Source organism: Alteromonas mediterranea DE, from assembly GCF_000020585.3.
Classification (GTDB): Bacteria; Pseudomonadota; Gammaproteobacteria; order Enterobacterales; family Alteromonadaceae; genus Alteromonas; species Alteromonas mediterranea.
Genome location: NC_011138.3, coordinates 1640683 through 1655665 on the forward strand (window position 1 = coordinate 1640683; position 14983 = coordinate 1655665).

The following is a 14983-nucleotide window of genomic DNA, read 5'->3' on the forward strand; positions in this document are numbered from 1 at the left end:
AAAGTGCATTCGTAAAGCCTTTTGTTTTTTACAATTTATATCAGGCCAACGTACGCTTAACAATTGTCTGAAACAAACAAAAAAGCCACCTTGCGGTGGCTTTCAAAAAATAGCGTTAACTTCTACACCAGAAGTTACACGTTAAAGCGGAAGTGAATAACGTCGCCGTCTTTAACAATATAGTCTTTACCTTCAAGACGCCATTTACCTGCGTCTTTTGCACCCTGTTCGCCGTTAAACTCAACAAAATGATCGTAGCTTACGATTTCAGCGCGAATAAAGCCTTTCTCGAAGTCGGTGTGAATTTTACCCGCTGCTTGCGGCGCTGTAGACCCTTCTGGGAATGTCCATGCGCGAACTTCTTTTACACCTGCAGTAAAGTAGGTTTGCAGAGTAAGCAAGTTGTAACCTGAACGAATAACACGGTTAAGACCCGGCTCTTCTAAGCCCATATCCTGCATGAATTCTTCACGCTCGTCGTCTTCAAGCTCTGCAATGTCAGATTCAATAGATGCACAAACCGCAACAACCGTAGCGTTTTCACCTGCAGCAATTTCTTTTACTTGATCAAGATACGGGTTATTTTCAAAACCGTCTTCATTAACGTTAGCAATGTACATGGTTGGCTTAAGGGTTAGCATGTTCATGTAGCTAATCGCTTCAAGCTCTTCTTTGCTTAGCTCCAGCGAGCGAAGTAACAAGCCTTCATCTAGATGCGGCTTAATCTTCTCAAGTACTTTCATTTCGTACTTGGCATCAGCATCGCCACCTTTAGCGCGCTTCGCTACGCGATGCAGTGCTTTTTCTGTGGTTTCTAAGTCTGAAAGCGCAAGCTCGGTATTAATAACGTCAATATCATCTTTCGGGCTAACGCGACCTGCAACGTGAACAATGTTTTCATCGTCGAAGCAGCGAACTACGTGACCGATAGCGTCGGTTTCACGAATGTTAGCAAGGAATTTATTACCTAAACCTTCACCTTTAGACGCGCCTTCAACCAAACCCGCAATATCAACGAATTCCATCGTAGTAGGAATGACGCGCTGAGGGTTTACGATTTCAGCCAACTTGTCCAAACGAAGATCTGGCACAGGCACTACACCCGTGTTTGGCTCGATGGTACAGAAAGGGAAGTTTGCCGCTTCAATACCTGCTTTTGTTAATGCATTGAAAAGTGTTGATTTACCTACGTTAGGTAGGCCAACAATACCGCATTTAAAACCCATGGTATGGATCCTTAGTTTGGAAAAGTGATAACTGGCTAAGGTTTACACTTTATGCGAGTGTAACCTGTTTTGTGCTTGCTTTAGGTCTTCTTTTAGCAAAATTTCTGTACAGCGTACCGCTTCATCGATGGCACTTTCAATGGCTGTTTTTTCTTCTGCTGACGGTTTTCCTAAGACATGGCCGGTAACGCGGCTTTTATGTCCAGGGTGACCAATACCAATGCGCAAACGCAAAAAGTTCTTGTTATTACCCATTCTTGCCACAATGTCACGCACGCCATTTTGACTTGAGCTGCCGCCTACTTTGTATTTTGCCACACCAGGCGGTAAGTCTAATTCGTCAAACGCTACTAATATTTGTTCTGGCTCTATGCGGTAAAAGTTAGCAAGTGCCGCTACGGCTTGACCACTTTTATTCATAAAAGTAGTGGGGTAGAGCAAACGGATATCTTTACCGTCAATAGTAATACGAGCAGTTTTACCGAAGAATTTTGTTTCTGGTTTTAGCGGGGCGTTATAGGTGTCGGCAAGTTGGTTGAGAAACCATTCACCGGCATTGTGTCGGGTATTTTCATATTCGGGGCCTGGATTACCCAGACCCACGATAAGGCGGATATCAGCCAAGAGGATTATTCCTCAGAAGCTGCTTCTTCGCCGTCTTCGTCTGTTTCAGCTGCTTTAGGAGCAGGCTTAACAGTTACAACCGCTAGGTCGTGAGCTTCGTCGTTCTTAGCAAGTTCTACTGAAGAAACGCCAGCTGGAAGGGTTAGGTCAGAAAGGTGTACTGTTTGACCCATTTCAACCGCAGCCATGTCTACTTCGATAAACTCTGGAAGATCTTTAGGCTGACAAGTAACTTCGATTTCAGTTACGTGGTGCTCAGCAATACCGCCAGCTTTAACAGCAGCAGACTTCTCTTCGTTTACGAAGTGAAGTGGAACGTTAGTGTGTACGTCTTCACCAGCGATAACACGTTGGAAGTCAATGTGCATGATCTTTGGCTTGTACGGGTGGCGCTGCATGTCTTTTACTAAAACTTCAACAGGCTTTCCGTCTAGGTTCAAAGTAAGAACGTGAGAGTAGAACGCTTCAAAGTCAGCAGAGTTGTTAACTTTGTTGTGATCTAGTGTGATAGAAACGGGTGCTTCTTCACCACCGTAGATGATACCAGGAAGCTTATCTTCGCGACGTAGGCGGCGGCTCGCACCTTTCCCTAGGTCTGTACGAACAGAAGCGTCTAGGTTAAAAATTGCTTCAGACATTGTCTGTCTCCAATATATAAGTCTAATGGTGTGGGTTTTTGCGACCAAAACCCACTGTTAATTGGCGTTGAAAGCACTTAAATGAAACGCTTATAAAGCAAATTCACTCATTTAAAAGCACAATAAAACACCACCCCAAAATTCAAGGGCGGCGAATTCTAACACCACCTATAAAAACATACAATTATTACGTTTATAAAAAATACAGTTTGGCTTTGTACGCATGCTGTAATATGCATGCTCCAGAACAACAATTAATATGCCAATACAAAAAAGCACGCCAAAGCGTGCTTTAGTTGTTTCAATATCCGTTTAGCGGGTAAGTACAATGCGATAGTGCGCTTTACCTTCACGTAATCTGTCTATGGCCTTATTAACGTCTTCAAACTTGAATGTCTCGGTGACAGGCTCAATATCGTGATGCGCCGCAAAGTCTAGCATGGTCTTGATAGTAGCAGGGCTGCCCACCGGCGAACCTGAAACGCTTTTCTGCCCGCCAATTAGATTAAATGCGCCAATGTCCAGCGGCTCCAACGTTGCACCAACGAAATGTAAGCGACCTTTAGGCGCAAGCGTAGACAGGTATAGGTTCCAATCAAGCTTTACGTTTACCGTTGAAATAATTAAATCGAATCGCCCCTGAGCCTTTTTAATTTCATCTTCATCGCGACTATTAATCGTTTCTGACGCACCTAGCGATAGCGCCTCTTTTTCTTTTGACTCGCTAGAGGTGAAGGCTACGACTTTACAGCCCCATGCATTTAAAAATTGCAGGGCAAGGTGTCCTAATCCGCCGATACCCACAACGCCAACCTCGCTTGTCGGGCTAATATTAAATTGTACCAGGGGGTTAAATACGGTAATGCCACCGCAAAATAAAGGTCCAGCTTTGGTGCTGTCTATCGATTCAGGTAAGGGGATAACAGCACGTGCCTGAGCGCGAACTTTGTCGGCGAAGCCACCGTGACGACCGCCAATGGTCATAGTCGCGCCGGCACATAAGTTGTGGTCACCCGCTTCACATGTTCGACAGCTATTGCAATAACTCGCGTGCCACCCTAACCCTACTCGCTGACCCACTTTCAATGATGTGACGTGGTCACCAATCTTACTTACTGTACCCACTACTTCATGTCCTGGTACGAAAGGAAACTCTGTTATCCCCCATTCATTATCCAGCATGCTTAAATCACTATGGCATATGCCACAGCTTTCAACGTCTATTTCAACGTCATGAGCACCAAGCTCACCGGGGTCGTATTCAAACTTCTCTAGCTTTCCACCGGCTTCTTTCGCTGCATATGCGTATATCATTAATCTGTCCTTTTAGTGTTGATAAGGTCCTGCTGAGCAAAATGGCCCGCAGGTCCTCGGTACTCAGCGTACAATTCAGTTATCAAATTGCTACACTGCTCTCTAAAAACTCGATCACTTAGTGGGTAGGCTATCAATGACCTTACTGGTATCCAATACCTTTACCGACGTCACTTGTAATACGGTGCCAAATTGAGTGAAGGTCATCAAATCAGGTTTGGGCGTGCCTTTAACTTCAACAATAAGACCATTCTTTTGATATGTTTCATCTAGACCGTGCAGGGTGTAACGGTCACCGTTCTCGGCAATAAAGGCATAAAAGCCGCCTTCAAGATCTTTATAAAAAATGCTGCCCTTCATTGTTACTTCACCTTTTGCATCGGCTTCCACAGCTTCCGCCTGCGTTACTGGCTCAGCGACGAGCTCTTTAGGTAAATCTTCACTGTTTTGCTGAATTTGTTCTTTTTTGTCAGTCATCGCAAGGTTCTCTTTCTTTTCTTCTTCTGCGCATGCGCCTAGCAATGTCATAGACGTCAAGATAAGTACTAAGTTGAGTCGGTTAGTTTTCATTTTTTTATTTCCTTTACCACGTAGTAGTACATTTACAATTTGTTGGGCTTGCAAAACGCAATTAACAAGCGCAACGTAATGCCGATCATTTATCTTTACTATGCTGCCTAGTCTTCCACGACGCCTAAGTAATTTCTACAAAAAATAAGTTGATTCATACACTTTTTTCACATTACTGATTTTACAAATCGTCTCCTACCCCAACGCTTTTACGTTTACCTTATACTCGGTTAGAGGTCGCTAAAATGCGCTAATCGACCCCGAGGTTTATTGTGACTATAAAGTGTTTTAACAACCTATGAATAGTCGGCTTAAACATATCGCAAAGCAAGATAAGTATATGATTTTATTTATTTATTAAAGGCTTTCTTTTTTAAGTGAGTTTTCAATGAAAAATAGGCAATAATGTTGACGCGAAGTGATAGAGAAAAGCGTTTGTTTGCTTCAACATTAACGCCGCATTATTGCTACCTTTGTGGTTGGCATAGAGTCTGCTTCAACCTAAGTGAGTAATGACAACGAAAGCGTGTAAAAGGTTACATACTTTGTTGTCCGATAACGTACTAGTCGTTTTACGTTAGGCTAAACGCCTAAATGAAGTGTATACCGTTAATAGCTGAAATGCTGTTAGCAGTTAACTGGTACGGCAACGTTTTTAAGGAGAGAAAATGAAGCATTTAAGCAAAATTTTAGCAGTATCGAGTTTGGCTCTTGCTGCAAGCGCCTGTGATGTGAATAAGACAGAGGAAGGCGAAATGCCTGAGGCCGATATTGACGGTGGTGAACTACCGGAATATGAGGTAGATACAATGGATGTTGACGTGGATACAGAAACGAAGGAAGTTGAAGTGCCCGTGGTTGACGTTGAAATGCCTGAAGAAGACGACGATGACTCAGGTAATTAATTAGCGACCGTGCATAGACATTTTAGCGCCTGTGCATAGACATATGTAAAAAAGCGAGTGAAGTGGTCCGTTATAAGTGCCAGTTCACTCGCTTTTTAAATCTTATCGTTTGATGTTTAGTATTCAAACATCGCTGAAATTGATTCTTCGTTGCTAATACGACGAATAGTTTCAGCAAGCATTTCAGATAGTGTAAGCTGTTTAACTTTACCGATTTGCTTCATATCTGCGCTTAAAGGAATAGAGTCAGTCACGATAATCTCGTCAATAACCGATTCTTTAAGGTTGTTTGCCGCATTACCAGAGAAAATAGCGTGGGTAGCGTATGCATAAACGCGACGAGCGCCATGTGCTTTAAGCGCTTCTGCTGCTTTCGCTAGCGTGCCGCCCGTATCAATCATGTCATCCACAATAATACAGTCTCTGTCTTTAACGTCACCGATAATATTCATTACCTGAGCTACGTTCGCCTTCGGACGACGCTTATCGATAATTGCTAGATCTGTGTCATTAAGAAGTTTAGCCGTAGCACGCGCACGTACAACACCGCCAATATCTGGAGAAACAACAACAGGATCGGCGAAATCACGTCTTACCATATCAGCAAGAAGGATAGGCGTACCGAACGCGTTATCTACAGGAACGTCAAAGAAACCCTGAATCTGTTCAGCGTGTAGGTCGATAGTCAATACGCGGTCTACGCCCACATTCGACAGGAAATCAGCCACTACTTTTGCAGTAATTGGCACCCTAGCTGAACGAACACGACGGTCTTGGCGTGCATAACCAAAGTATGGAATTACCGCTGTAATACGACCAGCTGATGCGCGACGCAATGCATCGATCATCACAATAAGTTCCATTAGGTTATCGTTAGTAGGCGCGCACGTAGATTGGATAATAAAAACGTCCGAGCCACGGACGTTTTCATGAATTTCTACGCTGATTTCACCGTCACTGAAACGGCCAACTTTGGCATTTCCAAGTTTGGTGTAGAGGCGATCGGCAACTTTCTGGGCAAGTTCTGGTACGGCATTACCTGCAAAGAGCTTCATATCTGGCACAAGTGGTTCCTCAGTGCGTTGATAAAAGAGGTTTGGCTGGGGTAGCAGGACTCGAACCTACGAATGGCGGGATCAAAACCCGCTGCCTTACCAACTTGGCTATACCCCAATTTTTAAGTTCTTGTCCGATGTGGCGTACACGCTATCTTTGTTGTTCTAATTTGTCTAATAGTGGTGAGCGATTTACACCTTTTGCGACAAAACTCTGCCAAGTATCAGGCATTTTGGCCCTAACTTGTTCGGCTAAAGTATAGTCAGAAAAAGTGGCAAACACGCTTGCACCTGTGCCCGTCATTCGCGACGGTGCGTAGTGTACCAACCACTGTAATAATTTTGCAACTTCAGGATAGCGATTAACGACTAATTGCTGACAATCATTGCGAGTTTTTTCAAATTCGTAGTCTTCCCAACGTATTGCCGGTGTATTTCTCGGCAAATCTGGCGAGGTGAAAACGTCAGCAGTGCTGATATGAACATTAGGCGTTGCAACTAAAAAGTAGTGTTCCTGTTGTGGGGCAGGGGTAATGTCTTCACCTACGCCAGCGGCAAATGCGGTTAAACCACGCACGAAAATGGGAACGTCAGCGCCAAGCGTTAACCCTAACGCCGACAATTCATCTTCACTAAGGCCGGTTTGCCACAGGTGATTAAGGGCAACCAAGGTAGTAGCAGCATTAGACGACCCGCCGCCAATGCCACCGCCCATAGGAAGGCGCTTATTCAACGAGATAACCGCACCTTTATTACATTGTGTTTTCTGTGCAAGTAATCGGGCCGCCTTGATAATGAGATTATCGTCGTCCGGTACACCTTTTAACGGTATATCCATACGAATGGTTGGCGCATTTCCCTCGGTACGTTCTTTGTCTGTGTCACTTGCCGCACTACAAGTAACGTCAAACGCCAGCTCATCGCCGTAATCAAGCATTTGAAACAAGCTTTGTAGCTGATGATATCCGTTGTCGTATCGGCCAAGTATATGCAGGAAAAGGTTTAGTTTTGCTGGGGAAGGCCACCAATCTTTTTGTTTTGTTTCTGATGAATTCACTACAGATTCCACTGATATATTTTAATTTTTAGCTGGGTATGCGCTGTGCTCGAAGCGGCGTCTTGCGTAAGGCTGATACTGTGGGGAAGCCAAACTGCGTCACCGTTGGCCATTTTAACGCTGCCGTAGTTTCCATAGGAAACTTTCCAGTTTTGACATGTTTTACAGTCGCTTTCTAACGTATCAACCAGCCCTTTTTCCGTTAGGGTAAATTTGTCGCCCTCAATAGGCAAACCCTTAACCCAAGATAAAAGTGGTTTAACGGGAATAACCATGCCGGTTATTTGATAGATGAGCGGTTCGGGAAGGGCGTCCACATAGGTTTCGCCGTCGGCTTCCAAGGTAGAGCCTTTATCCGACACATTTAATGAAACTAAGCTCACACCAAGAAAATTGGTTAATCGGAAATCAAAATCACCAGAATCGTTTTTCCAGACTAAATTAAGACTGGCCGCCTCTTTACCTTGGCGAAAGGCAATTTTTCCACGCATTTGCCACTGGTGCACATCGGCAACTTTTTCTAGCTGAGCCGTGAGGTTTACCGCATTTTCAGGGCCTTTGGGGGCAGTGGTACACGCGCTCAGAACAAAGCAAAGGGTGAACAAAATCGAAAATAAGCGAATCATTAAGGCCGAGTACCTGTTTAAAAATAAAACACATTTAGTTGTGCCATTATGGGAACACAGTTTCACCAACACTTTCAATCATTTTGGGTTTTTCGTACAATGCCGCTCCGACGTTGCCAGCACAGATTTTAATGACTTTACTCGCCCTCGGTATTAACCACAAAACAGCACCAGTAGCACTTCGCGAAAAAGTGGCTTTTACACCAGATTCTCTGGTGGAAGCGCTTGCGAGCTTAAAAAAGTTAGACGGTGTAGAAGAGTCGGTCATTGTTTCTACTTGTAATCGCACCGAACTTTATGTCAACACGCAAGACGAAAGCGGCCAAAAGCTTCTACAATGGTTAAGTGACTTTCACCATTTAGATGTAGAGGACATAGCAAACAACAGCTATGTTTTAACGCAAGATGAAGCCGTGAAGCATATTATGCGGGTGGCCAGCGGTTTAGACTCGCTTATTCTGGGTGAGCCGCAAATTTTAGGGCAAGTAAAACAAGCTTTCGGCGATGCCAAGCATTCAGGCATGATAAACAGTGAGTTTGATAAGCTGTTTCAGCATACGTTTTCCGTTGCCAAGCGCGTGCGAAGCGAAACGGATATTGGTGCAAATGCAGTGAGTGTGGCTTATGCCGCAGTACAGCTGGCAAAACACATCTTCGCCGAGTTACCTAAACGCTCGGTATTATTAGTGGGTGCGGGTGAAACCATAGAGTTGGTCGCGCAGCATTTGAAAGAGCAGGGCGTTAGTTGTTTGGCCGTGGCAAACCGAACGGTGGCGCGCGCAGAGGCGTTAGCAGAAACGTTAGACGCCAGTGTGTATACCTTGTCACAAGTGCCAGAGCATCTTAAAGACTTCGATATTGTGATAAGCTCGACGGCTAGCCAACTGCCGCTGATAGGCAAAGGCATGGTAGAAAAAGCACTTAAACAGCGCAGAAATATGCCGATGTTTTTGGTTGACCTTGCTGTTCCACGGGATATTGAATCGGAAGTTAACGAGTTAGGCGATGCCTATCTTTATACCGTTGATGACTTACAGCACATTGTTCAAAAGAACTTAGAAAACCGCGAACAAGCCGCAAAAGAAGCGGAAAAACTCATCGACAAACAAGCTGGCGACTACATGACATGGAAACAGTCGCAGCAATCGATAGATTTAGTTAGACAATATCGCCAAAAAGGCATGGCACAGCGTGACGATATTGTAGAAAAAGCCAAGGCGCAGTTAGCAGAAGGCAAAAATGCCGAAACAGTACTAGAAGAAATGGCGTATAAACTAACCAATACGCTGTTGCACCCTACGACGTTGGCGTTACGCGAAGCTGCCATGCACGATGACCCGGCATTAAGCCGCTGGATGGGACAGGCATTAGATTTATCTGACTTTTCGTCAGACAATAATAAATAAGGTAATAAAAAGCATATGAAAGAGTCGGTAGTTAGGAAACTCGAACACTTAGTCGAGCGTTTCGAAGAAGTTCAGGCGCTGTTAGGCGACCCTGAAGTTATCGGCGATCAAGATAAGTTTCGCAACTTGTCCAAAGAGTTTAGCCAGTTAGAAGATGTTGTTGCCGGGTTTAATGCCTATCAACAGGCACAAGAAAACTTGGCATCTGCGCAAGAAATGCTAAATGAAGACGACGCCGAGATGCGCGAAATGGCACAAGAAGAGATGAAAGAAGCGAAGGGCGAAATAGAGCGCCTTGAAACTGAACTTCAAGTCTTGCTTTTGCCTAAAGATCCTAACGACGATAATAACTGCTTCTTGGAAATCCGCGCTGGGGCGGGTGGTGATGAGGCGGCTATTTTCGCCGGTGACCTTTTCCGTATGTACAGTCGTTATGCTGAGAGTCGCGGTTGGCGTGTAGAGTTGGTGAATGCAAACGAAAGCGAACACGGCGGCTACAAAGAAGTAGTTGCTAATGTTAGTGGTGATGGTGTTTACGGTGTGTTGAAATTCGAATCAGGCGGTCACCGCGTACAGCGCGTACCTGAGACCGAGTCACAAGGGCGTATTCATACCTCCGCGTGTACCGTTGCGGTACTGCCAGAAATTCCTGAGTCAGAAGCCATTGAAATTAACCCAGCAGAGCTTCGAATCGATACATTTCGTGCATCTGGTGCTGGTGGTCAGCACGTTAATAAAACTGACTCAGCTATCCGTATTACTCACTTGCCAACAGGCTTAGTGGTTGAATGTCAGGACGAGCGTTCGCAGCACAAAAACCGTGCTAAAGCGATGTCAGTACTGCAAGCTCGCCTAAACCAGATTGAAGAAGAAAAACGCGCTGCAGAAGAGGCGTCTACCCGTAAGAGCTTAGTGGGTAGCGGCGATCGTTCTGAGCGTATTCGCACTTATAACTTTCCCCAAGGTCGCGTTACCGATCATCGTATCAACTTAACCATCTATCGATTAGATGAAGTGGTAGAAGGCGATTTGAAGCAGCTTGTCGACCCCATTCTGCAAGAGCATCAAGCCGACTTGTTGGCGTCACTGTCTGACGAATAACATGCGTATAGACCAAGCCCTTGCTTGGGCGGTAAAGCAGTTAGAGGGTGGTGAGTCACCCTCTGTCGATGCGAAAGTTATGTTGGCTGACATTCTGGGTAAGTCCCAAACCTACCTTTTTACCTGGCCTGATAAAACCCTAACCCCCTCCCAAATTGCGGAATTTGAAGACGCAATTGAAAGACGCAAAGCCGGTGAGCCTGTTGCCTACATTATTGGTAAACGAGACTTTTGGACTCTCTCGTTGTTTACGTCGTCTCATACACTTATTCCACGCCCTGATACCGAGGTGTTGGTTGAACACGTGATTAACTGGGCGACAGGCAATGTCAGCGCCAACACGCCGAATAAACCACCGTTGTCTATTTGTGATTTAGGGACCGGAACAGGGGCCATTGCACTGGCGCTAGCCAGTGAATTACCCCAAGCATCGGTTATTGGTGTGGACTTCTTATCAGATGCGGTGGCGCTCGCCAAACGCAATGCAAATAGTAACAAGATAAATAATGCTCGTTTTATGCAAAGCGATTGGTTTAGCGCATTACGGGGCCATACGTTTGACATTATCGTTTCCAACCCGCCTTACATCGACGAAACCAGCCCTTATCTGAATGAAGGGGACGTACGTTTTGAACCGAAAAGCGCGTTAACGTCTGGCGATTCGGGGCTAAGCGACATCAAGCACATCATATCTCATGCTTCCACATACCTTAATAGTAATGGGTTGTTAGCTTTTGAGCATGGTTTTGACCAAGGCGATGCGGTGAAAGCGCTGCTTCAAACATCAGGTTTTGTAAACGTGAAAACAATCAAAGACTACGGTAACAATGACCGGGTTACCTTAGGCCAGTGGCCGTAATAGGTTATTGTCTTTTCTCATCGCTACCCCGTTGTGGCTACTTTAAATGTGCAAACTTGCTAATATTTCGTTTTGCATTAGTATTTGATAGTCAAACTGTTTGGCAAAAGCGCTAAGTTAAACAAAACCTTACACTACAGGACGTACCAGATGAATGATGACTTTCTTTTCGCTGATGACGATGATGAAAACGAACAAGAAGATCTCGGTAGCTGGAAAGTCCTTATTGTTGACGATGAGCCAGAAGTGCATGCGGTTACCAAACTTGCGCTAAATGATTTTAGTTTAAACGGCAAAACGTTGGAATTTGTAAGTGCCTACAGCGGCGAAGAAGCTAAGGCTATTTTCAAAGCACATAACGACATAGCCGTTGTTTTACTTGATGTTGTAATGGAAGCCGACGACGCAGGCCTTCAGGTTGCAGACTACATTCGAAACGAACTTGATAATCACTTTACTCGCATCATTTTAAGAACCGGCCAGCCAGGTCAAGCCCCTGAAAAAGACGTCATCATCAACTACGATATTAACGACTACAAATCTAAGACAGAACTCACTGCACAAAAGCTTTTTACCGTTATTATCGCGGCCCTTCGCTCGTATCGAGACATTATTGTTATCGAAGAAAACCGGCGGGGACTAGAGAAAATCATCGATGCTTCAGTGGATTTATTTTCGTCTCGTTCACTTGAAAGGTTCATGCAGGGCATTATTCAACAGCTCGCCTCTATTCTTGGATGTTCAAAGGACGCGGCTTACATTACAACAGCTGTAGCGACAACATCGCGCACAATAAACGCGTTCAATAATCACATTGGCGAAGACGAATTGTATGTATTTGCCGGAAATGGCGAGTATGCCAGTAAAGAGGGCGTGCCGCTCAAAGAGGCGATCAACGCGCAAGAGTATGCCCTATGTGTGAAAGCAATGCGGGAAAAGCAGATTGTTTATGCTGACGATCACGTGGTCGCATACTGCAATAGTAAAAGTCACAACGGTGCGCTTCTGTATCTTTCCGGGCTGCCGCGCCGAATAGGCGAGAGTGACCGACATTTAGTAAAACGTTTTTCTGATAGCGTGCAGCTGGCCTTCGACAATGTGTTAAAAACTGTTGATGTGGAAGCCACGCAAAAAGAGATTATAGAGCGTTTAGGCAAAGCGCTAGAACATGAGGCCCATGGCTCGAATAATTTAACAAGAATGGTAGAAATGGCCCAAGTGCTAGCGCAAAAGGTAGGGCTTAATGAACCCGAGGCACATGCATTACGTCTTGCGGTACCACTTCTTGATATTGGTACCTCAATAGTACCTAAGTCTATACTTCAGAAATCGTCGCCTTTATCCGACGAGGAAGTGTTTAAAATTAGGCAACACGCCGAATTCGGTTATCAAATCTTACAAGATTCAAGTCGTCCTACCATCCAGATGGCGGCCATGCTTGCCAAGCAACACCATGAAAGGTGGGACGGTAAAGGCTATCCAGAGGGGCTAAAAGGGGAAGAAATCGACATTAGAAGTCGTATTGCCACCTTAGTTGATGTATTTGATGCGCTGTTAAATGAGCGCCCTTACAAGCCTGCGTGGACCATAGATAAAGTAGCAGCTGTATTACAAGAGGAAAGCGGTAAACACTTTGACCCGCAGCTCGTCGAGTACTTACTTGAAGACTTACCTGCATTTATGGCAATACAAGCGCGTTATCCCAATAAGAGGTAGCCCGTCTTTAAAACCAAGGAAAGTGCGTTATTTACATTATTTTATACGCTACAATATGCCCTGAAACAGGCGCTAAACAAACAATAAAACAGGTGCTGAAAGCACCTGTTTTTATTTGAAGCTGACTGCACATAAATTGTAACTTCATTAGGCTTACGCCTTATAAAGACACAATTTATATCAGTAATAGGCCGCATACTTATAAAAATAGGAATTAGATATGTACATGATGGCAAAACACCTCCACTTGACTGCTGTAGGCTTAAGTATCTTATTTTTTATCTTCCGCTTTATTTGGAGTCAGTTCGACGCCACGGCGTTGTCTAAAAAATGGGTTAAAATTCTTCCCCACATTATTGATACCGTTTTACTCGCCAGCGCGATATGGCTGTGCTTTATCCTGTCTCAGTACCCAATAGTTAACCCGTGGCTTACGTTTAAAGTTATAGGCGTAGTGCTTTACATTGTTTTTGGCTTGTTTGCGCTTAAAAAAGCCAAAACAGCCCTGGCTAAATGGGGCTTTTTCGTGGCAGCACTGGCTGTACTCATGGCAACGGCCATGGTCGCGGTTACCAAACAACCTCTTTTTTAAGATTAAAGGGAAAATAAATAATGTCTGAATCTCAACAGATTATTAATGTTGGCAACGTAGAGGTGGCAAATCACTTGCCGTTCGTACTTTTCGGTGGAATGAATGTGCTTGAGTCTCGGGATCTTGCCATGCGTATTGCCGAGCATTATGTTGAAGTTACCCAGAAACTGAATATTCCTTACGTTTTCAAAGCGTCCTTTGATAAAGCAAACCGTTCATCGGTAACCTCTTACCGCGGTCCGGGTATGGAAGAAGGCCTTCGCATTTTCGAAGAAATCAAGTCGACGTTCAATGTGCCTCTTATCACTGACGTACACGAACCGCATCAAGCCGCGCCAGTAGCGGATGTGGTTGACGTAATTCAGCTGCCTGCATTTTTAGCGCGTCAAACTGATTTGGTTGTTGCGATGGCAAAAACAGGTGCTGTAATTAACGTTAAAAAGCCACAGTTCTTAGCGCCCCATGAAATGCGTCATATCATTGGCAAGTTAGGGGAAGCTGGCAACGATAACGTTATCCTTTGTGAACGCGGCAGTTGCTTTGGCTACAACAACCTTGTAGTGGATATGTTGGGTATGGACGCAATGAAAGAATATGCGCCAGTAATATTTGACGCGACGCACGCGTTACAGATGCCGGGGGGACGTGCAACTTCAGCGGATGGACGCCGTGCTCAGGCGGCTCAGTTAGCGAGAAGTGGTATGGCTTTAGGGCTAGCAGGGCTATTTATTGAAGCTCACCCAAATCCAGATGAGGCATTGTGCGATGGACCGTGTGCATTACCGCTTGCAAAGTTGGAGCCGTACTTACAGCAAATGAAAGCGCTAGATGAGTTGGTAAAAGGGTTCGACGCGTTAGATACGAGTAATACCTAAGCAAAACATGATGGCGTATGCCGGTGCAAGCACCGGCATGCGTATCAGGTGTGTGAGTAGCTTATTCTGCTTCCGTTGCCTCTGTAGCGATTAAGCGCTCTTCACTTTTTGTCATAGCTAACAGGTTCTTGTGAAGCTGAACCTGAATCTCTTCAGCAAGAATTGCTTTCGACTGTTTTTTCACAACGATGTGCGCATCGTTTTCTGGCAAAACATCAGCCATTTTAACGCTGGTCATTGCCGTGTTGATTAATGATTGTAGATTGATCTTTTCTGGCTGTGCGTTAGCATTTGCAGCAGCACTTGCGAAAGCCATTACCGAAACACTGGCAAGTAGTAGTTTTTTCATTTTCACACCTAATAAAAATAATTAATAAATTGTTGGTTAATGTTAATGCGTTTAACAATTAATCATCATA

The 14983-nt window shown here is 44.7% G+C and carries 16 protein-coding genes and 1 tRNA gene; 7 read left to right on the top strand and 10 right to left on the bottom strand.

The annotated features are described in order from the left end of the window. Positions 1 to 134 precede the first annotated feature (134 nt). From ychF to MADE_RS07420, 5 genes are all read right to left on the bottom strand, one after another. Positions 135 to 1226: a redox-regulated ATPase YchF gene (gene ychF / locus MADE_RS07400; RefSeq protein WP_012517991.1), complete on the bottom strand. Its 1092-nt coding sequence runs from the start codon at positions 1224 to 1226 to the stop codon at positions 135 to 137. 42 nt (positions 1227 to 1268) lie between these two features. Next, on the bottom strand, positions 1269 to 1850 hold the full coding sequence (pth, locus tag MADE_RS07405) for an aminoacyl-tRNA hydrolase (protein ID WP_012517992.1): 582 nt from the start codon (positions 1848 to 1850) through the stop codon (positions 1269 to 1271). Between the two features lie 5 nt (positions 1851 to 1855). After that, positions 1856 to 2488 carry a 50S ribosomal protein L25/general stress protein Ctc gene (locus MADE_RS07410; RefSeq protein ID WP_012517994.1) on the bottom strand — a complete coding sequence of 211 codons (633 nt, stop codon included), beginning with the start codon at positions 2486 to 2488 and terminating at the stop codon, positions 1856 to 1858. Between the two features lie 312 nt (positions 2489 to 2800). Further along, the gene (ahr, locus tag MADE_RS07415) at positions 2801 to 3802 is read right to left on the bottom strand and encodes an NADPH-dependent aldehyde reductase Ahr (RefSeq protein ID WP_012517995.1); all 1002 of its coding nucleotides are present in this window, start codon (positions 3800 to 3802) and stop codon (positions 2801 to 2803) included. Positions 3803 to 3916: 114 nt separating this feature from the next. Next, entirely contained in the window at positions 3917 to 4372 is a 456-nt protein-coding gene (locus tag MADE_RS07420; protein ID WP_012517996.1) for a hypothetical protein, read from the bottom strand. 668 nt (positions 4373 to 5040) lie between these two features. On the opposite strand from MADE_RS07420, the gene MADE_RS07425 reads away from it, so the two are divergent. Next, a complete protein-coding gene (locus MADE_RS07425; RefSeq protein WP_012517997.1) occupies positions 5041 to 5277 on the top strand; it encodes a hypothetical protein in 237 nt (78 codons plus the stop codon). A gap of 116 nt (positions 5278 to 5393) precedes the next feature. Here the strand turns inward: MADE_RS07425 and MADE_RS07430 are convergent, their stop codons facing one another. The 4 genes from MADE_RS07430 to lolB all read right to left on the bottom strand — a co-directional run bounded on the left by MADE_RS07430 (position 5394) and on the right by lolB (position 8015). After that, positions 5394 to 6341: a ribose-phosphate pyrophosphokinase gene (locus tag MADE_RS07430; protein WP_012517998.1), complete on the bottom strand. Its 948-nt coding sequence runs from the start codon at positions 6339 to 6341 to the stop codon at positions 5394 to 5396. A gap of 33 nt (positions 6342 to 6374) precedes the next feature. Next, positions 6375 to 6450: transfer RNA gene (locus MADE_RS07435), tRNA-Gln, on the bottom strand. Between the two features lie 33 nt (positions 6451 to 6483). Then, positions 6484 to 7389, bottom strand: a complete 906-nt coding sequence (gene ispE / locus MADE_RS07440; RefSeq protein ID WP_012517999.1) for a 4-(cytidine 5'-diphospho)-2-C-methyl-D-erythritol kinase — start codon at positions 7387 to 7389, stop codon at positions 6484 to 6486. Continuing rightward, on the bottom strand, positions 7389 to 8015 hold the full coding sequence (gene lolB / locus MADE_RS07445; RefSeq protein WP_020743275.1) for a lipoprotein insertase outer membrane protein LolB: 627 nt from the start codon (positions 8013 to 8015) through the stop codon (positions 7389 to 7391). The genes ispE and lolB overlap by 1 nt, the downstream gene beginning before the upstream one ends. A gap of 131 nt (positions 8016 to 8146) precedes the next feature. Between lolB and hemA the strand changes: the two genes are divergently transcribed. The 6 genes from hemA (at position 8147) to kdsA (ending at position 14564) form a co-directional block, all read left to right on the top strand. Beyond that, a complete protein-coding gene (gene hemA / locus MADE_RS07450; protein WP_015066822.1) occupies positions 8147 to 9421 on the top strand; it encodes a glutamyl-tRNA reductase in 1275 nt (424 codons plus the stop codon). Between the two features lie 15 nt (positions 9422 to 9436). Then, complete coding sequence (prfA, locus tag MADE_RS07455) at positions 9437 to 10522, top strand: peptide chain release factor 1 (protein WP_012518002.1); 1086 nt, start codon at positions 9437 to 9439, stop codon at positions 10520 to 10522. Position 10523: 1 nt separating this feature from the next. After that, entirely contained in the window at positions 10524 to 11381 is an 858-nt protein-coding gene (gene prmC / locus MADE_RS07460) for a peptide chain release factor N(5)-glutamine methyltransferase (RefSeq protein ID WP_012518004.1), read from the top strand. A 150-nt stretch (positions 11382 to 11531) separates the two neighbouring features. Next, positions 11532 to 13097, top strand: a complete 1566-nt coding sequence (locus tag MADE_RS07465) for a DUF3369 domain-containing protein (RefSeq protein ID WP_012518005.1) — start codon at positions 11532 to 11534, stop codon at positions 13095 to 13097. A 220-nt stretch (positions 13098 to 13317) separates the two neighbouring features. Continuing rightward, a complete protein-coding gene (locus tag MADE_RS07470; protein ID WP_012518007.1) occupies positions 13318 to 13689 on the top strand; it encodes a SirB2 family protein in 372 nt (123 codons plus the stop codon). 20 nt (positions 13690 to 13709) lie between these two features. Further along, complete coding sequence (gene kdsA, locus MADE_RS07475; RefSeq protein WP_012518008.1) at positions 13710 to 14564, top strand: 3-deoxy-8-phosphooctulonate synthase; 855 nt, start codon at positions 13710 to 13712, stop codon at positions 14562 to 14564. A gap of 61 nt (positions 14565 to 14625) precedes the next feature. Here kdsA and MADE_RS07480 read toward each other — a convergent pair whose 3' ends face one another. Next, positions 14626 to 14913, bottom strand: coding sequence for a hypothetical protein (locus tag MADE_RS07480; RefSeq protein ID WP_012518009.1), 288 nt, complete (start codon positions 14911 to 14913; stop codon positions 14626 to 14628). Between the last annotated feature and the right edge of the window lie 70 nt (positions 14914 to 14983).

Bases quoted from the DNA above. Each gene is read 5' to 3' on its own strand.
- MADE_RS07420 (WP_012517996.1), bottom strand. From the start codon at position 4,372: ATGAAAACTAACCGACTCAACTTAGTACTTATCTTGACGTCTATGACA.
- ychF (WP_012517991.1), bottom strand. From the start codon at position 1,226: ATGGGTTTTAAATGCGGTATTGTTGGCCTACCTAACGTAGGTAAATCA.
- kdsA (WP_012518008.1), top strand. From the start codon at position 13,710: ATGTCTGAATCTCAACAGATTATTAATGTTGGCAACGTAGAGGTGGCA.
- MADE_RS07410 (WP_012517994.1), bottom strand. From the start codon at position 2,488: ATGTCTGAAGCAATTTTTAACCTAGACGCTTCTGTTCGTACAGACCTA.
- MADE_RS07465 (WP_012518005.1), top strand. From the start codon at position 11,532: ATGAATGATGACTTTCTTTTCGCTGATGACGATGATGAAAACGAACAA.
- MADE_RS07470 (WP_012518007.1), top strand. From the start codon at position 13,318: ATGTACATGATGGCAAAACACCTCCACTTGACTGCTGTAGGCTTAAGT.
- lolB (WP_020743275.1), bottom strand. From the start codon at position 8,015: ATGATTCGCTTATTTTCGATTTTGTTCACCCTTTGCTTTGTTCTGAGC.
- MADE_RS07480 (WP_012518009.1), bottom strand. From the start codon at position 14,913: ATGAAAAAACTACTACTTGCCAGTGTTTCGGTAATGGCTTTCGCAAGT.
- prfA (WP_012518002.1), top strand. From the start codon at position 9,437: ATGAAAGAGTCGGTAGTTAGGAAACTCGAACACTTAGTCGAGCGTTTC.
- MADE_RS07425 (WP_012517997.1), top strand. From the start codon at position 5,041: ATGAAGCATTTAAGCAAAATTTTAGCAGTATCGAGTTTGGCTCTTGCT.
- prmC (WP_012518004.1), top strand. From the start codon at position 10,524: ATGCGTATAGACCAAGCCCTTGCTTGGGCGGTAAAGCAGTTAGAGGGT.
- ahr (WP_012517995.1), bottom strand. From the start codon at position 3,802: ATGATATACGCATATGCAGCGAAAGAAGCCGGTGGAAAGCTAGAGAAG.
- hemA (WP_015066822.1), top strand. From the start codon at position 8,147: ATGACTTTACTCGCCCTCGGTATTAACCACAAAACAGCACCAGTAGCA.